This is a genomic window from Clostridium sp. CAG:221 (assembly GCA_000435835.1).
GTDB lineage: Bacteria > Bacillota > Clostridia > Clostridiales > Clostridiaceae > Clostridium.
Genome location: FR883387.1, coordinates 1 through 15564 on the forward strand (window position 1 = coordinate 1; position 15564 = coordinate 15564).

Consider the following 15564-nt stretch of genomic DNA (forward strand, 5'->3'; position numbering starts at 1 on the left):
TTATCAATTACTAAGGAAATTATAGAGAGAAATAATGGTAGCATAAGTGTAAAAAGCAATGATTCTTTTACAGAATTTAAAATAAAGATTCCTAAAATATCAAATAAGTTGGCAATTATATAAGCATAATAAAGGAGGTATGAAAAATACCTCCTTTATTATGCTTATATTAATTTTAAAAGGAATATGCTGTGGATATTTGTAGTTTTTTTTACTTTTTATAAAAATAAAAAAAAAAAATTAAAATATATGGTATTATTTATCAATATATGATATAGTTACTAGGTAAATATGTAATAAATGAGTCAATATGGTCTATTATGGTAAAAAAAATAACGAAATTAGTTGTAAATGATTTATCCAAATATGCAAATTACAATACTGATCAGAAAGAACAAATAGAGTATAGTTTAGCTATAATTATCTATGAGTTAATAAAATTTATTTTTCTATTGTTAAGTTTATATTTTTTAGGATTTTTCAAAGAAGGATTAGTAGTATTAATTTCAATGATAATATCCAAGCCTTTTATAGGAGGATATCATGAAGATAGTCAAATAAAATGTTTTTTTGCAACATTTCTAATAGTATTTAGTTTAATTTTATTAGAGAGAAATATGGAATTAAATATTATGGCTATTTTAATATTAAATTTATTTAGTATATTTTGTGTATATCATAAAGCTCCTATAATTAATGATAAAATGCCATTAACTAAAGAAAAGCTTATAAAGAGAAATAGAAGAATTGGTTTAATAAGTATATCATTATTAGGATTGATATCAATTGTTATTTGTAATAGTACAAAATATGGAGAGCTTATATGCTTAACCAATGTTGTACAAACTATGTTAATGTTCAATAAACGTAAATGAAAGAGGTGGAGTTAGAATGAAAAAAATGTTAGCAGGTTGTTTATTATGCCTTTCAGCAGTGTTTGTAAATTTAGGAACAGCATCTGCATTAATGATAGGGGCAGAAGAAATGCCAGAATCAATGAAGAAATTAAGATAATTAGGAGAAAAAGTGATCATCAATATATCAGACTCAATTAATAGCATATTACAAAGCATTATGTTTATTTATGTTTCAAATTACTGTAGTAAAACTAAAAGAAGCATAATAAGTATGGTAACTTGGATAGTAATTTTGTGGGGAGTAATACAGGGAATTACACTAATTGTAGGTAATTCAAGTTTAGGCTCTATATTTATCCATTTAATAATATTAATTTCTGGAGCCATAATATTTAAAGAAGAACCTTTAGATGCTATGATAGGATTTAGTATAGTCTATTTATTAATTGGAATAGTTATGATATTAAGTTCAAATATTTATTTAGGATATATGGTAAGTAAAATTTCAGAAAAATATATGGAAATAGGAATGCTTATATTTATGTATTTTCCACAATACATACTATTTACTATTATATTATACAATATGAATTTTATAAATTCTACGTATAAAGTTATTAAAAGTAAAAGTGTATCAATAGTATCATTAATTATAGTTACTGTGTTAATTGATTTTATAGTATCATTTAATGGATTAGCATATGATATGGATAATCCTTTATTTAAAGAATTCTTATTTATATTTTTAGGATTTTTTATGATAGGAATAACTATATATTTTTCAAATATTGAAAAAAAATCTAATCAAGTTTTAATTGCCAATAGTTTTTTAGAAAAAAAGAATGAAGAACTTAAAAAAATTAAGCATGATTATGGTTCACAAATATCATATTTATATGGATTACATTTAATGAAGAAATATGATAAATTAGGAGATGCACTTAAAAATATTATAAATGATAATAGTGCTATTTCTTCAGAAGTAGATGTAATAAATAAACCAAATTCTAGTATAGCAGATATTGTTTATGGAATAGAACATAAGGGAATAAATATTATTATAAATGATGAAATAAATTTTGATGATGTAAATATTTCTGAAATTGATTATCAAAGAGTTATTTCTAATATATTAAGAAATGCAGTTACAGCACTAGATGGCAAAGGTATAATAGAAATAACAACATATTATGCTATAAGATCTGTTATAGTAAAAATAAAAAATAATGGACCTAAAATTGATGAATCTATAATAGATAAAATTTTTGATACTGGATTTACTACAAAAGAAAATCAAAATAAAGAAAATGGATTTGGATTATCAATTACTAAGGAAATTATAGAGAGAAATAATGGCAACATAAGTGTAAAGAGCAATGATTCCTTTACAGAATTTAAAATAAAGTTTCCTAAGAGAGAAATTTGAAGCAATATAAATAAATTTTTACGAAAAGAGGTGTTTAAGACATCTCTTTTTTTCTTGAACTTTTAATAAATAATTAATTTATAATTTGGAGATAAATAAAAAAGAAGTAATTTTGTAATATAAAGTTGATATTCATAAGAAAAAAATGTAAAATAATCATAAGAAGCTAATTACGAAAGGAAATGTTAAAATGGATTATACAAATGCAAAAATAGATGTAATAACAGCTAGGATAAATGAATTATATAAAAAAAGCAAGGAAGAAGGATTAAATGAAGCTGAAAAAGAAGAACAAGCTCATTTAAGAAGAATTTATATAGACAGAGTTAAGGCAAACTTTAGAAGTCAACTTGCAGGAATAGAACCAAAAAATAAGCAAAAAAAATAAAGGGTGATAAATATTGTCAGTTACAGTAGAAACATTAATTAAAGATTTTGATTTGGAAGTACTAGTTGAAGGTGAAAAAGGTGTAGAGATTACTGTTAATGATATAAATAGGCCAGGGCTTCAATTGGCTGGATTCTATAACTACTTTGCTCCTGAAAGATTACAAGTTGTTGGTAAGGCTGAGTGGAGTTTTATTGGGGATATGAGTAGAGAGTTAAGAAGAAAAAGAGTGGATAAATACTTTAGTTTTAATTCTAAATGTGTTGTAATAACAAGAGGATTAGAGCCACATGAAGAATTTATAAAGGCTGCCAAGAAAAATAAAACTTGGTTATTAAGAACAACATCAGTTACTACCAGCTTTATAAGTAAGATGACTATATATTTATCAGATAAATTTGCACCACAAACTAGATTACATGGTGTTCTTGTAGATGTATACGGCATAGGTATACTAATTACAGGTGAAAGTGGCATTGGTAAAAGTGAGACAGCTTTAGAACTAATTAAAAGAGGACATAGACTTGTAACTGATGATGCTGTTGATATTAAAGAAATTGATGGAGAACTTATTGGGACATCTCCGAAAATTACTATTGGAATGCTTGAAGTGAGAGGAATTGGAATAATTGACATCACTGCACTATATGGATTGAGTTCAGTGCAAGAGTCTAAGGGTATAAATCTTGTTATGCATTTTGAGCATTGGAAGGATAATGGTGATTATGATAGACTTGGAATTAATCAAGATACTCAAGAAATATTAGGCGTTAATGTTAGAAAGCTTAGAGTACCAGTAAGACCTGGTAGAAATATTGCAGTAATTATTGAGGCAGCAGCAGTAAATTATAGACATTCTTTAATGTCAGATATAAGTGCTGTTGATATTATAGAAAGAAGGATGGAAAATCTGACTTCAGAAGATAATTAGGAGGATGAGAATATGGGCAGTAAAAAAAATGCGTGGTTAAAATTTGATGATGCTAAAAAACAAGAAATTTTTCATTTTTGTGAAGGATATAAGAAATATATATCAGATTGTAAAACAGAAAGAGAATCAATTAAAGAAGCTATTTCTTTAGCAGAAGCAAAAGGATATAGAGATTTAAAGAATGTTATATCTACTGGAGAATCTCTAAAAGCAGGAGATAAAGTATATTATAACAACATGGATAAATCTTTAGCTTTATTCTTAATAGGAAGCGAAAGCATTGAAAGTGGTATGAGAATTATAGGTTCCCACGTAGATTCACCTAGATTGGATTTAAAACCAAATCCATTATATGAAGATAGTGAATTATCTTTAATGGAAACTCACTACTACGGTGGAGTTAAGAAATATCAATGGGTAACAATACCTTTAGCTTTACACGGTGTAGTAGTTAAAAAAGATGGTACAAAAATAGACGTGGTAGTTGGAGAAGAAGAAACTGATCCAGTTGTTATGGTTTCTGATTTGTTAGTACATTTAGCATCAGAGCAACAGCAAAAGAAAGCTACAGAAGTTATTGCTGGAGAAGATTTAAATATCTTAGTTGGTAGCATGCCTTTAGAAGGTGAAGAAAAAGAAGCTGTTAAGGCAAATATATTAAAATTATTAAAAGAAAAATATGATTTCGAAGAAGAAGATTTCATGTCAGCTGAAATAGAAATTGTTCCAGCAGGAAAAGCAAGAGATTTAGGATTAGATAGAAGCATGGTTGCTGGATATGGACATGATGATAGAATTTGTGCATATACTTCTCTATTAGCTTTATTAGAAACTGAAAGTGTTAAAAAGACTTCAGTGGTATTATTAGTAGATAAAGAAGAAGTAGGAAGCATAGGAGCTACAGGAATGCAATCAAGATTCTTTGAAAATGCAGTAGCAGAATTAATGGACAGAGTAGGAGAGTATTCTGAACTTAAATTAAGAAGAGCATTAGCTAATTCTAAAATGCTTTCTTCAGATGTTACAGCAGCTTTTGATCCCAATTATGCAGGAGCATATGAAAAGAAAAACTCTGCATTCTTTGGTAAGGGATTAGCTTTTGCTAAATATACTGGAGCAAGAGGAAAAAGTGGATGTAATGATGCCAATGCAGAATTTGTTGCATGGCTTAGAAATGTAATGGATGAAAGTGATGTTTCATATCAAATGGCTGAATTAGGTAAGGTTGACCAAGGAGGCGGCGGTACTATTGCTTATATATTAGCTGAGTACGGTATGGAAGTAATTGATTGTGGTGTTGCTCTTCAAAATATGCATGCACCATGGGAAGTTGCAAGCAAAGTAGACATCTATGAAACAATGAGAGGATACAAAGCCTTCCTTATAGCAGAATAATATAAAAAAAGAAATAGCAAATGCTATTTCTTTTTTTATTATGAATGATGAATTAAGGATGAAACACAAAGTGTTTCTAAAAATATTTTTTAAACTCCCTTAAGGAGTTTATTCCACAATTCATCATTCAACAATTCATAATTCATAATTAACTAAGCTTTAAGCTTAGTTAAAAACTTAGTAAGCCATTCTTCATCCATTTCCATTGAGCCTAATGAACCATGTTTAAGGTCGTCTTCTCCACCGTGAGAGTCTGAGCCGCAGCTAGTGATAAGGTTATGTTCTTTAGCATAGCTTAAGAATTTTTCTGTATCCTCTTCAGAGTTCATAGGATATATTCCTTCAAGACCATCAAAGCCAAGGGCTAATACATCTTGGAAAGAGCTTTTCTTTAGTAGTACAGGGTGAGCTAAAACTACTATAGCACCATGTTTCTTTAAAAGTTCTACACCTTCTTTAGTATCTATTTGCACACTAGGAATGTAAGCAGGACAATCATTTCCAATGAAATGCTCAAAGATATATTCCTTATCATAGTTGTACCCTGCATCCATTATAGCTTTTGCTATATGAGGTCTTGCTATGGTATCTTTACCATTTTTCATAATAGATTCAAGAGTTATATGAATATCATGGAATTTTGCCAGGTTTTCTACTATCTTTTTAGCTCTTTCAATTCTCTTTGTCTTTATTGAGTTTAAGAAATCATTTAAATCCTTATCTTTATATCCATCGCCTTTAAAGAAGCCTAAAACGTGAACAGATTCCTTGTTAAAATAAGTAGATAACTCAATACCAGGAATGAAGGTTATTTCAAGGCCTTTAGCAGCGTCTAAGGCTTCTTCTATACCAGAAACAGTATCATGGTCAGTAAGTGCTAAGTATTTTACATTAGCGGCCTTAGCTCTTTTAACAACTTCTGTAGGTGAAGATGTTCCATCAGAAGCAGTAGAATGTGTATGTAAATCGCATATTGTCATAATTATTTCTTTCTCCTTTCAACTAATAGTTTTTATTAAACAAGAACATATGATATAATTAATCAATAAATATTGTAGCACAATTTGTAAAACGATGCATAAAAAAGGAGGAAAAAATGTTATTAATGATAGATAACTATGACTCTTTTGTATATAATCTGGTAAGGTATTTTAAGGAGTTAGAGGAAGAAATAATAATTTATAGAAATGATAAAATTACTATTCATGATATAGAGAATATGGATATAACAGGAATTGTCATTTCGCCAGGGCCAAAGGATCCTAAGCAAGCAGGAATTAGTCTTGAGATTTTAGAAAGATTTAAAGGGAAATTACCTATCTTAGGCATATGCCTTGGGCATCAATGTATTGGACATTATTTTGGTGGTAAAATTGTTAAAGGAAAGGTTCCTATGCATGGCAAGATAAGTGAAGTTGTCCATAATAATCAACATATATTTAAGGATGTTAAAAATCCATTAAAGGTTACAAGATATCATTCTTTAGAAATAGAAAATAGTAGCATACCAGCAGAATTAGAAGTAATATGCCAAACAGAGGATCAGGTAATAATGGCAGTAAAGCATAAGGATTATCCTATATATGGAGTACAATTCCATCCTGAAGCAGAACTGACAGAAGATGGACATAAAATATTAAAGAATTTTATTGATATAGTAAATAATTATAAATAGGAGCTAAAAAATGAACATACACTTAAAAGAAATAAAGCTAAGTTTAAATCCATGTGAAGTTTATGAAGCTTTTAGATATGAAAGAGATACTATTATTTTAGATAGTTCTAAAGAAGATGAAAAGTTATCAAAATATTCATTTATAGGCTTAAATCCATATATGACTTTTTGTAGTTTCCAAAATGATGGATATATAGATGGAGTAAAAGTAAAAGGAAATCCTTTTAAAATACTAGAGGAATTATTAAAGAGAGATAAGATAGTAGAAAAAAGCAATATTCCTTTAATAGGGGGATGCATGGGATACATATCTTATGATACAGGAAGAATAATTGAAGAGCTGCCAGATAGCAGTAGTGAAGATTTTAAAATTCCTGATATGAAGTTTGTTTTTTATAGAAATATCATTATATTTGATTTAATTGAGAATAAGCAATATATATCATATTTTGCAGATGAAGAAAAAGCTGTACAAAATATCATTGAAAGAATAGAGCAAATAGAAGTAAGAGATGAAGAATTCAGTTATAATAAAGAAGAAAAATTTATTTCTAATTTTACAAAAGAAGCATATAAAAAATCTATTACAAGGCTTAAGGACTATATAATAAGTGGAGATGTCTATATTGCCAATATGACACAAAGATTTTATTGTCATAATGAAGAAGACAGCTTTACCATTTATAAAAAGTTGAGAAAGATTAATAAGGCTCCTTTTTCAGCGTATTTAAATTTTAATGATTTTCAAATTATAAGTTCATCGCCAGAAAGATTCATTCAGATAAAAGAAAGAATTGCTCATACTAGGCCTATAAAGGGTACAAGGCCTAGAGGTAGTAGTGCAGGGGAAGATGAAAGAAATAAGCTTGAACTAATTAATAGCGAAAAGGATAAAGCAGAGTTATTAATGATTGTAGATTTGGAACGTAATGACTTTAGCAAGGTATGTAAGGCAGGTACAGTAAAGGTGAAAGAGCTATTTGCATTGGAAGAGTATGCAACAGTATTTCATCTTGTATCCACCATTGAAGGGGAACTAGAAGATAATATTTCAGCAGTAAAGGTAATGGAGGAATGCTTCCCTGGAGGATCTATCACAGGAGCACCAAAAATAAGGGCTATGGAGATAATTGAGGAGCTAGAAGGTTTAAAAAGAAACATATATACAGGAGCCATAGGATACTTTGATTTTAGGGGCAATAGTGATTTTAATATAGCTATAAGGACAATATTAAAGAAAGATAATAAGGCATATTTTGGTGTTGGTGGAGGAATAACTTATGAATCCATTGAGGAAGACGAATATCTAGAAACATTGGATAAAGCAAAAGCATTAATGAAGGTGTTATAATGAGAGAAATAAGTTATAATAAAGACTATGTAAAGCTTGATGGCGGCTTTTATTTTGCACAGGGAGTTTTTGAAACAATTTTAATAAAAGAGGAAGCAGTATTTTTAGAAGAACATATAAATAGGCTAAATAAGTCCATAGATATAATGGGTTTAGGAGAGCATATTGATATTGAATTTATTAAGAATTTTATAAAGCAAGAAAAACTTAAAAATATAGTATTAAAAATTGTGGTAACAGAAAAGAATATAGTTTTTTCCACAAGAAAAATAAAGTATTCTAAGAAAGATTATAAAAATGGATTTAAGCTAAAGCTATCATCTGTTTTAAGAAATCCTACCTCTATGATGACTTATCTTAAGGCATTAAGTTATAATGAAAATCTTTATGAGTATAACAAAGCAAATAAAGAAGGATTTAATGAGGTTGTATTTTTAAATATTTATGGAAATATAGCTGAAGGAGCCACTAGCAACATATTTATTATCAAGGATAAAAAAATTTATACACCAAAGATAAGCGACGGAATATTACCAGGAGTGGTAAGAAATTGGGTAATAAAAAATTTTAAAGTTTGTGAAAAACATTTAGATAAAAAAGATTTATACAGTGCAGATGAAGTTTTTATAACTAATTCAATTTTAGGGATAATGAAGATTGTACAATTTGAAGAAAGAAGCTACAGCACAAGTATGGTAGAAAGAATCAGAAGTGAATATGAGCAATTTATAATTTAGGAGGAAATAACGATATGGATAAGGAAAAGATAATAGCTGGAGCAAAGCTTATACTTGAAGGAATTGGAGAAGATTTAGAAAGAGAAGGGTTAATAGAAACACCTGAAAGAATTGCTAGAATGTATGAAGAAATATTTTCAGGATTAGGTAAGGATGCAGAAGAAATTCTATCAAAAACTTTTGAAGTGGAAAATAATGATTTAGTTATCGAAAAAGATATTACATATTTCTCAATGTGCGAGCATCATATAATACCTTTTTATGGAAAAGCCCATATAGCATATATACCTAGAGGAAGAGTTGCAGGACTTTCAAAGCTAGCAAGAACAGTAGAATTATATGCAAAAAAACCACAATTGCAAGAAAGATTAAGCAGTGAGGTAGCAGATGCTATAATGAAATACTTAGATGCAGAAGGCGTAATGGTAGTAGTTGAAGGAGAGCATATGTGCATGACTATGAGAGGTGTTAAAAAGCCAGGTACAAAAACTGTAACCACATCATATAGAGGTATTTTCAAGGAAGATGCTACATTAAGAAGAGAAGTTATGATGCTGCTTCAAAAGTAGGTAGATGTATGGAAAGAGTTAATAAGATATTTAATAGTACCATTTATAAGGATTATTTAAATAGGTTAGAAGCATATGAAGAAAAAAGAGAGTTTTGTAGACATAACCTAGAACATTTCTTAGATATGTCCAGAATAGCTTATATGATGGTTTTAGAAAAAAATTTACAATATTCAAAGGAAGTTATTTATGTCATTGGCCTTTTACATGATATTGGTAGGGTAGAGCAGTATGAAAAAGGAATTGGTCATCATATTGCAAGTTTTAATATAGCTAAAGAAATACTTAAGGATATAGATTTTAAAGAAGAAGAAAAAACAATGATTTTAGAAGCAATTATAAATCATAGAAATTGTGAAAGTAATGATTTAAATGCTATTATTTATAAAAGCGATAAGCTTTCAAGGGCATGCTATAAATGTAAAGCCGCTAAGGAGTGTAATTGGCCTCTAGAAAAAAGAAATTTAGAGATAAAGTACTAAGGTTTAGGGGGAAAAGTTTTGAAAATTAGAAATACTGAATTTAACTTTGGTGAAAGAACATATATTATGGGGATACTTAATGTTACTCCAGATTCATTTTCTGATGGAGGAAAATTCAATGAAATAGAAGCTGCATTAATGCAAGTGAGAAAACTTGTTGCTGATGGAGCAGATATAATTGATATCGGTGGAGAATCTACTAGACCAGGTGCAAAAGCTGTTTCTATTGAAGAGGAAATAAGTAGAGTTGTTCCAGTTATTGAAGCTATAAGAAAAGAAATGGATGTAGTTATTTCTATTGATACTTATAATAGTGATACAGCAGAAGCAGCCATAAAAGCTGGTGCAGATATAATTAATGATGTATGGGGCTTTAAAAAGGATGAAGCTATGGCAAAGATAGCAGCCAAGTATAATGTACCATGCATATTAATGCACAACAGAATAGCTAAACCATATGTAGATTTAGAAAAAGAGTTTATTAGCGATTTAAAAGAAAGTATAGATATTGCTTTAGAGGCAGGGGTAAAGAAAGAAAATATAATATTAGATCCAGGTATAGGTTTTGCTAAGACATATGAAGAAAATCTTATGGTGATGAATAACTTAAAATGGATTAAGGATATGGGATATCCAGTACTTCTTGCAACTTCAAGAAAATCAATGATAGGCATAGCATTAGATTTACCAGTGGATCAAAGACTAGAAGGAACCCTTGCCACAACAGTAATAGGAATAATGGCTGGCTGTGAAATCATTAGAGTTCATGATGTTTTAGAAAATAAGAGGGTATGTATAATGACAGATACAATCCTTAGAGCAAAGTAAGGAGAATAGATGGATAAGATATATTTAAAAAACATAGAGATTTTTGCTAACCATGGAGTGTTTCAAGAAGAAAAAACTTTAGGTCAGAAATTTATATTATCACTAGAATTATCTTTAGATTTTAGTAAAGCTGCTAAAAATGGTGATTTAAGTGCTTCAGTGCATTACGGAGAGTTATGTCACAATGTTGAAAAAGTATTTAATGGAGAGGTTTGTGACTTATTAGAAACTTTAGTATATAAAATAGGAGCATATGTCCTTGATACTTATGAAGTGGTAAAGAAAGTTAAGGTATCATTAAAGAAGCCATGGGCGCCAATAGGAAGACATTTAGATTATGCAGCAGTGGAAACTACCATTGCTCGTCATAAGGCTTATATAGCATTAGGCAGCAATATGGGCAATAAAGAGAAATATATTAGAAAAGCCATAGAAAAGATTAGTGAGCTAGAAGGAACAAAAGTTACAAAGGAATCGGAGCTTTTAGTAACTAAGCCTTGGGGTAAGGAAGATCAAGAAGACTTCTTAAATGCCGTAATAGAAGTGGAAACATATCTAAAGCCAAATGAATTAATGGCTGAACTTCTAAATATAGAAAGCTTATTAGAGAGAAAGAGAGAAATCAAGTGGGGACCAAGAACCATAGATTTAGATATAATACTATTTGATGATTTAGTAAGCAATGATGAGTTTGTCATATTGCCTCATCCGCTGATGCATTTAAGAGAATTTGTTCTACAGCCTCTTTGTGAGATAGCTCCATATGCAATTCATCCTTTAAAAAATAAGAGAGCTTTTGAACTACTAGAAAAAATTAAAAATTAAAAATGAAAAGTTAAAGTTGAAGTTCTTAGAGTGAGCTTCAACTTTAATTTTGTAATTTACATTTTTCATTTGCAACGTATACGCAAAAATCATAAATATTATTACGTGCATCAACATTCTTTGTACTGTCAATAATATCTTCTTGAAAGGAACCATCGTAAGGATGAATTGTATCTAACTCTGTAGAATAGGCATTAATAATATATTTTGAGCTACCTAAGGAAATAATAAGCCTATATTGTGGTTTGCTTTTCTTATATTTATCAGGAAGTTCAGTTAAATAATTTTCTGTACGTAAAGAAGTAAGGAAGGATTCAGCAATGTCATAATCTTCTTTAGGTACATCATAATATTTATATAAAACACAATCAAATACTTGCAATGTAAATGAAGGATTTTCCTTAAGTTTGCTATATAGTTCATCTGAATAATAGTATGTAGTAGGCTTGGTTTCGAAAGTTATATATTTAGGATCATCTAAAAAGCAACCACATAAAATAAAACAAATGAAAATTGTAAATACTAATTTTATATATTTCATTATATCCTCCATAATAAAAGTTCTATTTATATTTATTAGATATTAAGTATATTTAGAACAGATTTATTTCAGTTAAATAAAGAGGAGCTATACTTAATACAAGGTATAGTTCCTTTTTATACGATTTTTTCAGATGTTATTCATCAACTTGTTTAACCATGCATATAAGGAAACCTACTGTGGTTAATAGAAGATTTCTTATATCAGCTGTTGCTGGTGTGTTTTGATTAATAGGAAGCCAAGTCATTAAAATTATTGCTCCTAAAGTTATAAAAGATATAAAACCTGCAAAGTATATCTGGCTATTATAATTAACTATATTAAAGTGATTTTTACACTGATGACCAAAAAAATATCCGAAAATTGATGACATTGCTGAGCGAATGGTTACTTCAGAAGGGGAGGAACCCTCTAAATTAAATAACATTACGCAGATAGTCTGAATTAAACAAACAGTAGCTAATACTAATAAAATTTTTGCTGAGTTATTTAATTTAGATAATGTGATTAAGACTTTTACTGTGAATTTTTTCATGGTACTACATCCTAAATTAAATATATATAAATAACATAAGAAAATTATGTTATTTGTTAATATAATATGTTGAGAGTATATAAAATGTGAATATAAAAGGAATAAAAAAAAATAAAAGTAATAAAATTAAATAGAATAATAGCATAAAGAGGTTATGATGAAAATTATAGCTACTATAGGGCCAAGCTCCATGAAGAGTCAGGTCTTAAGACAGTTAATTACCTCAGGATTAGAAAGCATTAGATTGAATTTTTCACATTTTCATGATGAAGAATTTGATAAGATAGTAGCAGAAGTACGAAATAGTAACAAGAAGGTTGAAATAATAGGAGATTTACGGGGACGTAAAGTAAGAGTAAGTGAAATAGTCTTTTCAACCTATAAGATACATATGGAAGATATAGTATATTTTTGTGGAGAAGATATGTATAATTATTTATTAAAAGATAAAAGAATTTTAAAGAACTTAATTCCTCTTAATATTAATAGTAAGAATATAAATAAATATAAAGTAAATAAAATATCTATGAAAGATGATACCATGAATTTTGAGGTATTAGACCAAAGTAAAGGTATAATTAAAGCACGAGTATTAAATGAAGGAATAATCAGAGGTGGAAAAGGATGCAATATTCCTTCACTAGCTATGGATGGAGGGAAATTAAGTACATTAGATAAAGAAAGTATAATATGGGCATTGAATCATGACATCCATAGCTTTTGTCAATCTTATGTGGAAAGCAAAAAAGATATTATAGAGCTAAAAGAGTTTGTGGAAAAAAATAATAAAAGTAGCAAAGATATACTGTATTATGGTAAGGTTGAAACAAAAAAAGGAATTAATAATATAGAAGAAATTTGTGAAAATGTAGATGGAATTATAATTGCAAGAGGAGATTTAATGCCGGAATGTGGAATTAAGGATGCCGTAAAAAATCAACACATAGCTATAAATAAGCTAAAAGAAAAAGGTTATGAAGACAAAATAATTATGGCAACTCATTTATTAGATAGCATGATTAAAGGTAATAGAGCAAGATATACAGAAGTAGAGAGTATATTTAGTTTTATAGTAAATGGAATCAATGGTTTTTTATTAGCAGGGGAGACATCTATAGGGAAACACCCAGTGGAGACCTTTTTATTTTTAAAAAGTCTTATAGAATATTATAATTAAGTAAATTTTGTTATATTTATAATAACACCATCTTAAATGATATAAAAAACCATTTTTAAAAATAATTAATAACTTATATTGCAAAGTGTGGACTAAGGTAGTATAATATATTCAACAGATAAGAAAAAATGGAGAGTTGAGGTTGTTTTAATGAATGGAAGTTTAAGAAGTATATTATCTTTGGCAATAATGATAGCCATATTAGTTATAATAATTAGATTTGTAAGTTTTATGTTACCATATGTATTAGTAGCAGCTTTAGTAATTTTTATATATAGAAAGATTAAAGTGATATTGGCACATAAGAAAGAAGGTAATGAAAAGGCAAGCGTATATACAACAAAACCATCAGAGGAAGAAAACCCATTTGATTCAGAAAATGGAGAAGTAATAGATGTAGATTATAAAGATGTAAAATAGTAAAATCAGCTGAAAAGCTGATTTTTTTATTTTAGAGCAAATTTAAAAGATTTTGCAAGAAATAAAAAACAAATTGCAAAAAATATCTTAAAAACATTAATAAGGTAATAAAAAATAAAAAATATGAAGGAAATCTTTGCTAATGCTACAAAATAAATGTATAATAAATACATAATTGTATAATAAAGAAAATAAGGGGGCGTATTTATGAGCAAGATAAAAATGATTAATCCATTGGTGGAAATGGATGGAGATGAAATGACTAGAATAATATGGGGCATCATTAAAGAAGAGTTATTAAATCCTTTTATAGAATTAAAAACAGAATATTATGATTTAGGATTAAAATATAGAAATGAAACAGATGACAGGGTTACTGTAGAAGCGGCTAATGCTATTAAAAAATATGGTGTAGGTGTCAAATGTGCAACAATAACTCCAAATAAAGATAGGGTAAAAGAATATAACTTAAAAGAAATGTGGAAGAGTCCTAATGGGACAATAAGGGCTATTCTAGACGGAACAGTATTTAGAAGTCCTATAACTATAGATTCTATCAAGCCATATGTTAGAACATGGCAAGAGCCAATAACCATTGCAAGACATGCGTATGGCGATATATATAAAGATGTAGAGATGAAAATTTCAGGTTCAGGGAAGGCGAAACTTGTATTTGAAGATAGCAATGGAGAAGTAAGTGAAGAACTTATCCATGATTTTCATGAAGAAGGAATTGTTATGGCAATGCATAATAAGAAAAATTCTATAGAAAGCTTTGCTAGGAGTTGCTTTAATTATGCTATAGATACTAAGCAAGATTTATGGTTTTCTGCCAAGGATACAATTTCTAAAAAATATGACCATACTTTTAAAGATATATTTGCTGAAATTTATGAAAAGGAATATAAAGAAAGATTTGATAGCCTTGGAATAGAGTATTTTTATACTTTAATTGATGATGCAGTTGCAAGAGTTATAAAGTCAAAAGGTGGATTCATATGGGCACTTAAAAATTATGATGGTGATGTAATGAGTGATATGATAGCAACAGCTTTTGGATCATTAGCTATGATGACTTCCGTTCTTGTTTCACCAGAAGGGTATTATGAATATGAAGCAGCTCACGGTACTGTACAAAGACATTATTACAATTATTTAAAGGGCATAAGCACTTCAACTAACTCCATAGCTACAATTTTTGCTTGGAGCGGTGCCTTAAGAAAAAGAGGAGAAATGGACGGACTAAGAGACCTTGTTACTTTTGCTGATAATTTAGAAAAAGCATCTATTGATACCATAAATGAAGGTGTCATGACTAAAGACTTGGCACTTCTTACAGAGTTAAAAGATGTACAAATTACTGATACAGAAGGCTTTATTAAGGCTATAAGAGAAAGATTGGAAAGATTACTATAAATCCTTATGTG

Annotated in this window: 19 protein-coding genes; 16 read left to right on the forward strand and 3 right to left on the reverse strand. The window is 28.8% G+C overall.

Features of this window, described 5'->3' with window-relative positions:
- Window positions 1-320: 320 nt before the first annotated feature.
- The 6 genes from Q5O44_RS04940 to Q5O44_RS04965 all read left to right on the forward strand — a co-directional run bounded on the left by Q5O44_RS04940 (window position 321) and on the right by Q5O44_RS04965 (window position 4997).
- Window positions 321-875, forward strand: a complete 555-nt coding sequence (locus Q5O44_RS04940; protein ID WP_022167284.1) for an accessory gene regulator ArgB-like protein — start codon at window positions 321-323, stop codon at window positions 873-875.
- Between the two features lie 16 nt (window positions 876-891).
- Window positions 892-1014, forward strand: a complete 123-nt coding sequence (locus Q5O44_RS04945; RefSeq protein ID WP_022167285.1) for a hypothetical protein — start codon at window positions 892-894, stop codon at window positions 1012-1014.
- A gap of 12 nt (window positions 1015-1026) precedes the next feature.
- Window positions 1027-2283 carry a sensor histidine kinase gene (locus tag Q5O44_RS04950; protein ID WP_022167286.1) on the forward strand — a complete coding sequence of 419 codons (1257 nt, stop codon included), beginning with the start codon at window positions 1027-1029 and terminating at the stop codon, window positions 2281-2283.
- Window positions 2284-2473: 190 nt separating this feature from the next.
- A complete protein-coding gene (locus Q5O44_RS04955) occupies window positions 2474-2671 on the forward strand; it encodes a DUF896 domain-containing protein (protein ID WP_022167287.1) in 198 nt (65 codons plus the stop codon).
- Between the two features lie 13 nt (window positions 2672-2684).
- Complete coding sequence (gene hprK, locus Q5O44_RS04960) at window positions 2685-3602, forward strand: HPr(Ser) kinase/phosphatase (protein ID WP_022167288.1); 918 nt, start codon at window positions 2685-2687, stop codon at window positions 3600-3602.
- A gap of 12 nt (window positions 3603-3614) precedes the next feature.
- A complete protein-coding gene (locus Q5O44_RS04965; protein ID WP_022167289.1) occupies window positions 3615-4997 on the forward strand; it encodes an aminopeptidase in 1383 nt (460 codons plus the stop codon).
- Window positions 4998-5149: 152 nt separating this feature from the next.
- Here the strand turns inward: Q5O44_RS04965 and Q5O44_RS04970 are convergent, their stop codons facing one another.
- Entirely contained in the window at window positions 5150-5977 is an 828-nt protein-coding gene (locus tag Q5O44_RS04970; RefSeq protein WP_022167290.1) for a PHP domain-containing protein, read from the reverse strand.
- Between the two features lie 116 nt (window positions 5978-6093).
- On the opposite strand from Q5O44_RS04970, the gene Q5O44_RS04975 reads away from it, so the two are divergent.
- The 7 genes from Q5O44_RS04975 to folK are packed head-to-tail and all read left to right on the forward strand — an operon-like array spanning window position 6094 to window position 11464.
- A complete protein-coding gene (locus Q5O44_RS04975; protein ID WP_022167291.1) occupies window positions 6094-6672 on the forward strand; it encodes an aminodeoxychorismate/anthranilate synthase component II in 579 nt (192 codons plus the stop codon).
- Window positions 6673-6682: 10 nt separating this feature from the next.
- The gene (gene pabB, locus Q5O44_RS04980; RefSeq protein ID WP_022167292.1) at window positions 6683-8023 is read left to right on the forward strand and encodes an aminodeoxychorismate synthase component I; all 1341 of its coding nucleotides are present in this window, start codon (window positions 6683-6685) and stop codon (window positions 8021-8023) included.
- On the forward strand, window positions 8023-8760 hold the full coding sequence (locus Q5O44_RS04985; protein ID WP_022167293.1) for an aminotransferase class IV: 738 nt from the start codon (window positions 8023-8025) through the stop codon (window positions 8758-8760). Before pabB ends, Q5O44_RS04985 begins: the two co-directional genes overlap by 1 nt.
- A gap of 14 nt (window positions 8761-8774) precedes the next feature.
- Window positions 8775-9329 (forward strand): GTP cyclohydrolase I FolE, encoded by a 555-nt coding sequence (gene folE, locus Q5O44_RS04990; RefSeq protein ID WP_022167294.1) that lies wholly within the window; start codon window positions 8775-8777, stop codon window positions 9327-9329.
- 8 nt (window positions 9330-9337) lie between these two features.
- Entirely contained in the window at window positions 9338-9811 is a 474-nt protein-coding gene (locus Q5O44_RS04995) for an HD domain-containing protein (protein WP_022167295.1), read from the forward strand.
- 18 nt (window positions 9812-9829) lie between these two features.
- Window positions 9830-10639, forward strand: coding sequence for a dihydropteroate synthase (gene folP, locus Q5O44_RS05000; protein WP_022167296.1), 810 nt, complete (start codon window positions 9830-9832; stop codon window positions 10637-10639).
- Window positions 10640-10648: 9 nt separating this feature from the next.
- Window positions 10649-11464, forward strand: a complete 816-nt coding sequence (gene folK / locus Q5O44_RS05005) for a 2-amino-4-hydroxy-6-hydroxymethyldihydropteridine diphosphokinase (protein WP_022167297.1) — start codon at window positions 10649-10651, stop codon at window positions 11462-11464.
- A 43-nt stretch (window positions 11465-11507) separates the two neighbouring features.
- On the opposite strand, the gene Q5O44_RS05010 is transcribed toward folK, so the two are convergent.
- A complete protein-coding gene (locus Q5O44_RS05010) occupies window positions 11508-12005 on the reverse strand; it encodes a DUF4883 family protein (protein WP_022167298.1) in 498 nt (165 codons plus the stop codon).
- A gap of 136 nt (window positions 12006-12141) precedes the next feature.
- A complete protein-coding gene (locus tag Q5O44_RS05015; RefSeq protein WP_022167299.1) occupies window positions 12142-12540 on the reverse strand; it encodes a hypothetical protein in 399 nt (132 codons plus the stop codon).
- Window positions 12541-12697: 157 nt separating this feature from the next.
- Here Q5O44_RS05015 and Q5O44_RS05020 point away from each other — a divergent pair, with 157 nt between their 5' ends.
- The 3 genes from Q5O44_RS05020 to Q5O44_RS05030 all read left to right on the forward strand — a co-directional run bounded on the left by Q5O44_RS05020 (window position 12698) and on the right by Q5O44_RS05030 (window position 15553).
- Window positions 12698-13717, forward strand: coding sequence for a pyruvate kinase (locus Q5O44_RS05020; RefSeq protein ID WP_022167300.1), 1020 nt, complete (start codon window positions 12698-12700; stop codon window positions 13715-13717).
- A 150-nt stretch (window positions 13718-13867) separates the two neighbouring features.
- Window positions 13868-14137: a hypothetical protein gene (locus tag Q5O44_RS05025; RefSeq protein WP_022167301.1), complete on the forward strand. Its 270-nt coding sequence runs from the start codon at window positions 13868-13870 to the stop codon at window positions 14135-14137.
- 207 nt (window positions 14138-14344) lie between these two features.
- Window positions 14345-15553, forward strand: coding sequence for an NADP-dependent isocitrate dehydrogenase (locus Q5O44_RS05030; RefSeq protein WP_022167302.1), 1209 nt, complete (start codon window positions 14345-14347; stop codon window positions 15551-15553).
- Window positions 15554-15564: the final 11 nt, after the last annotated feature.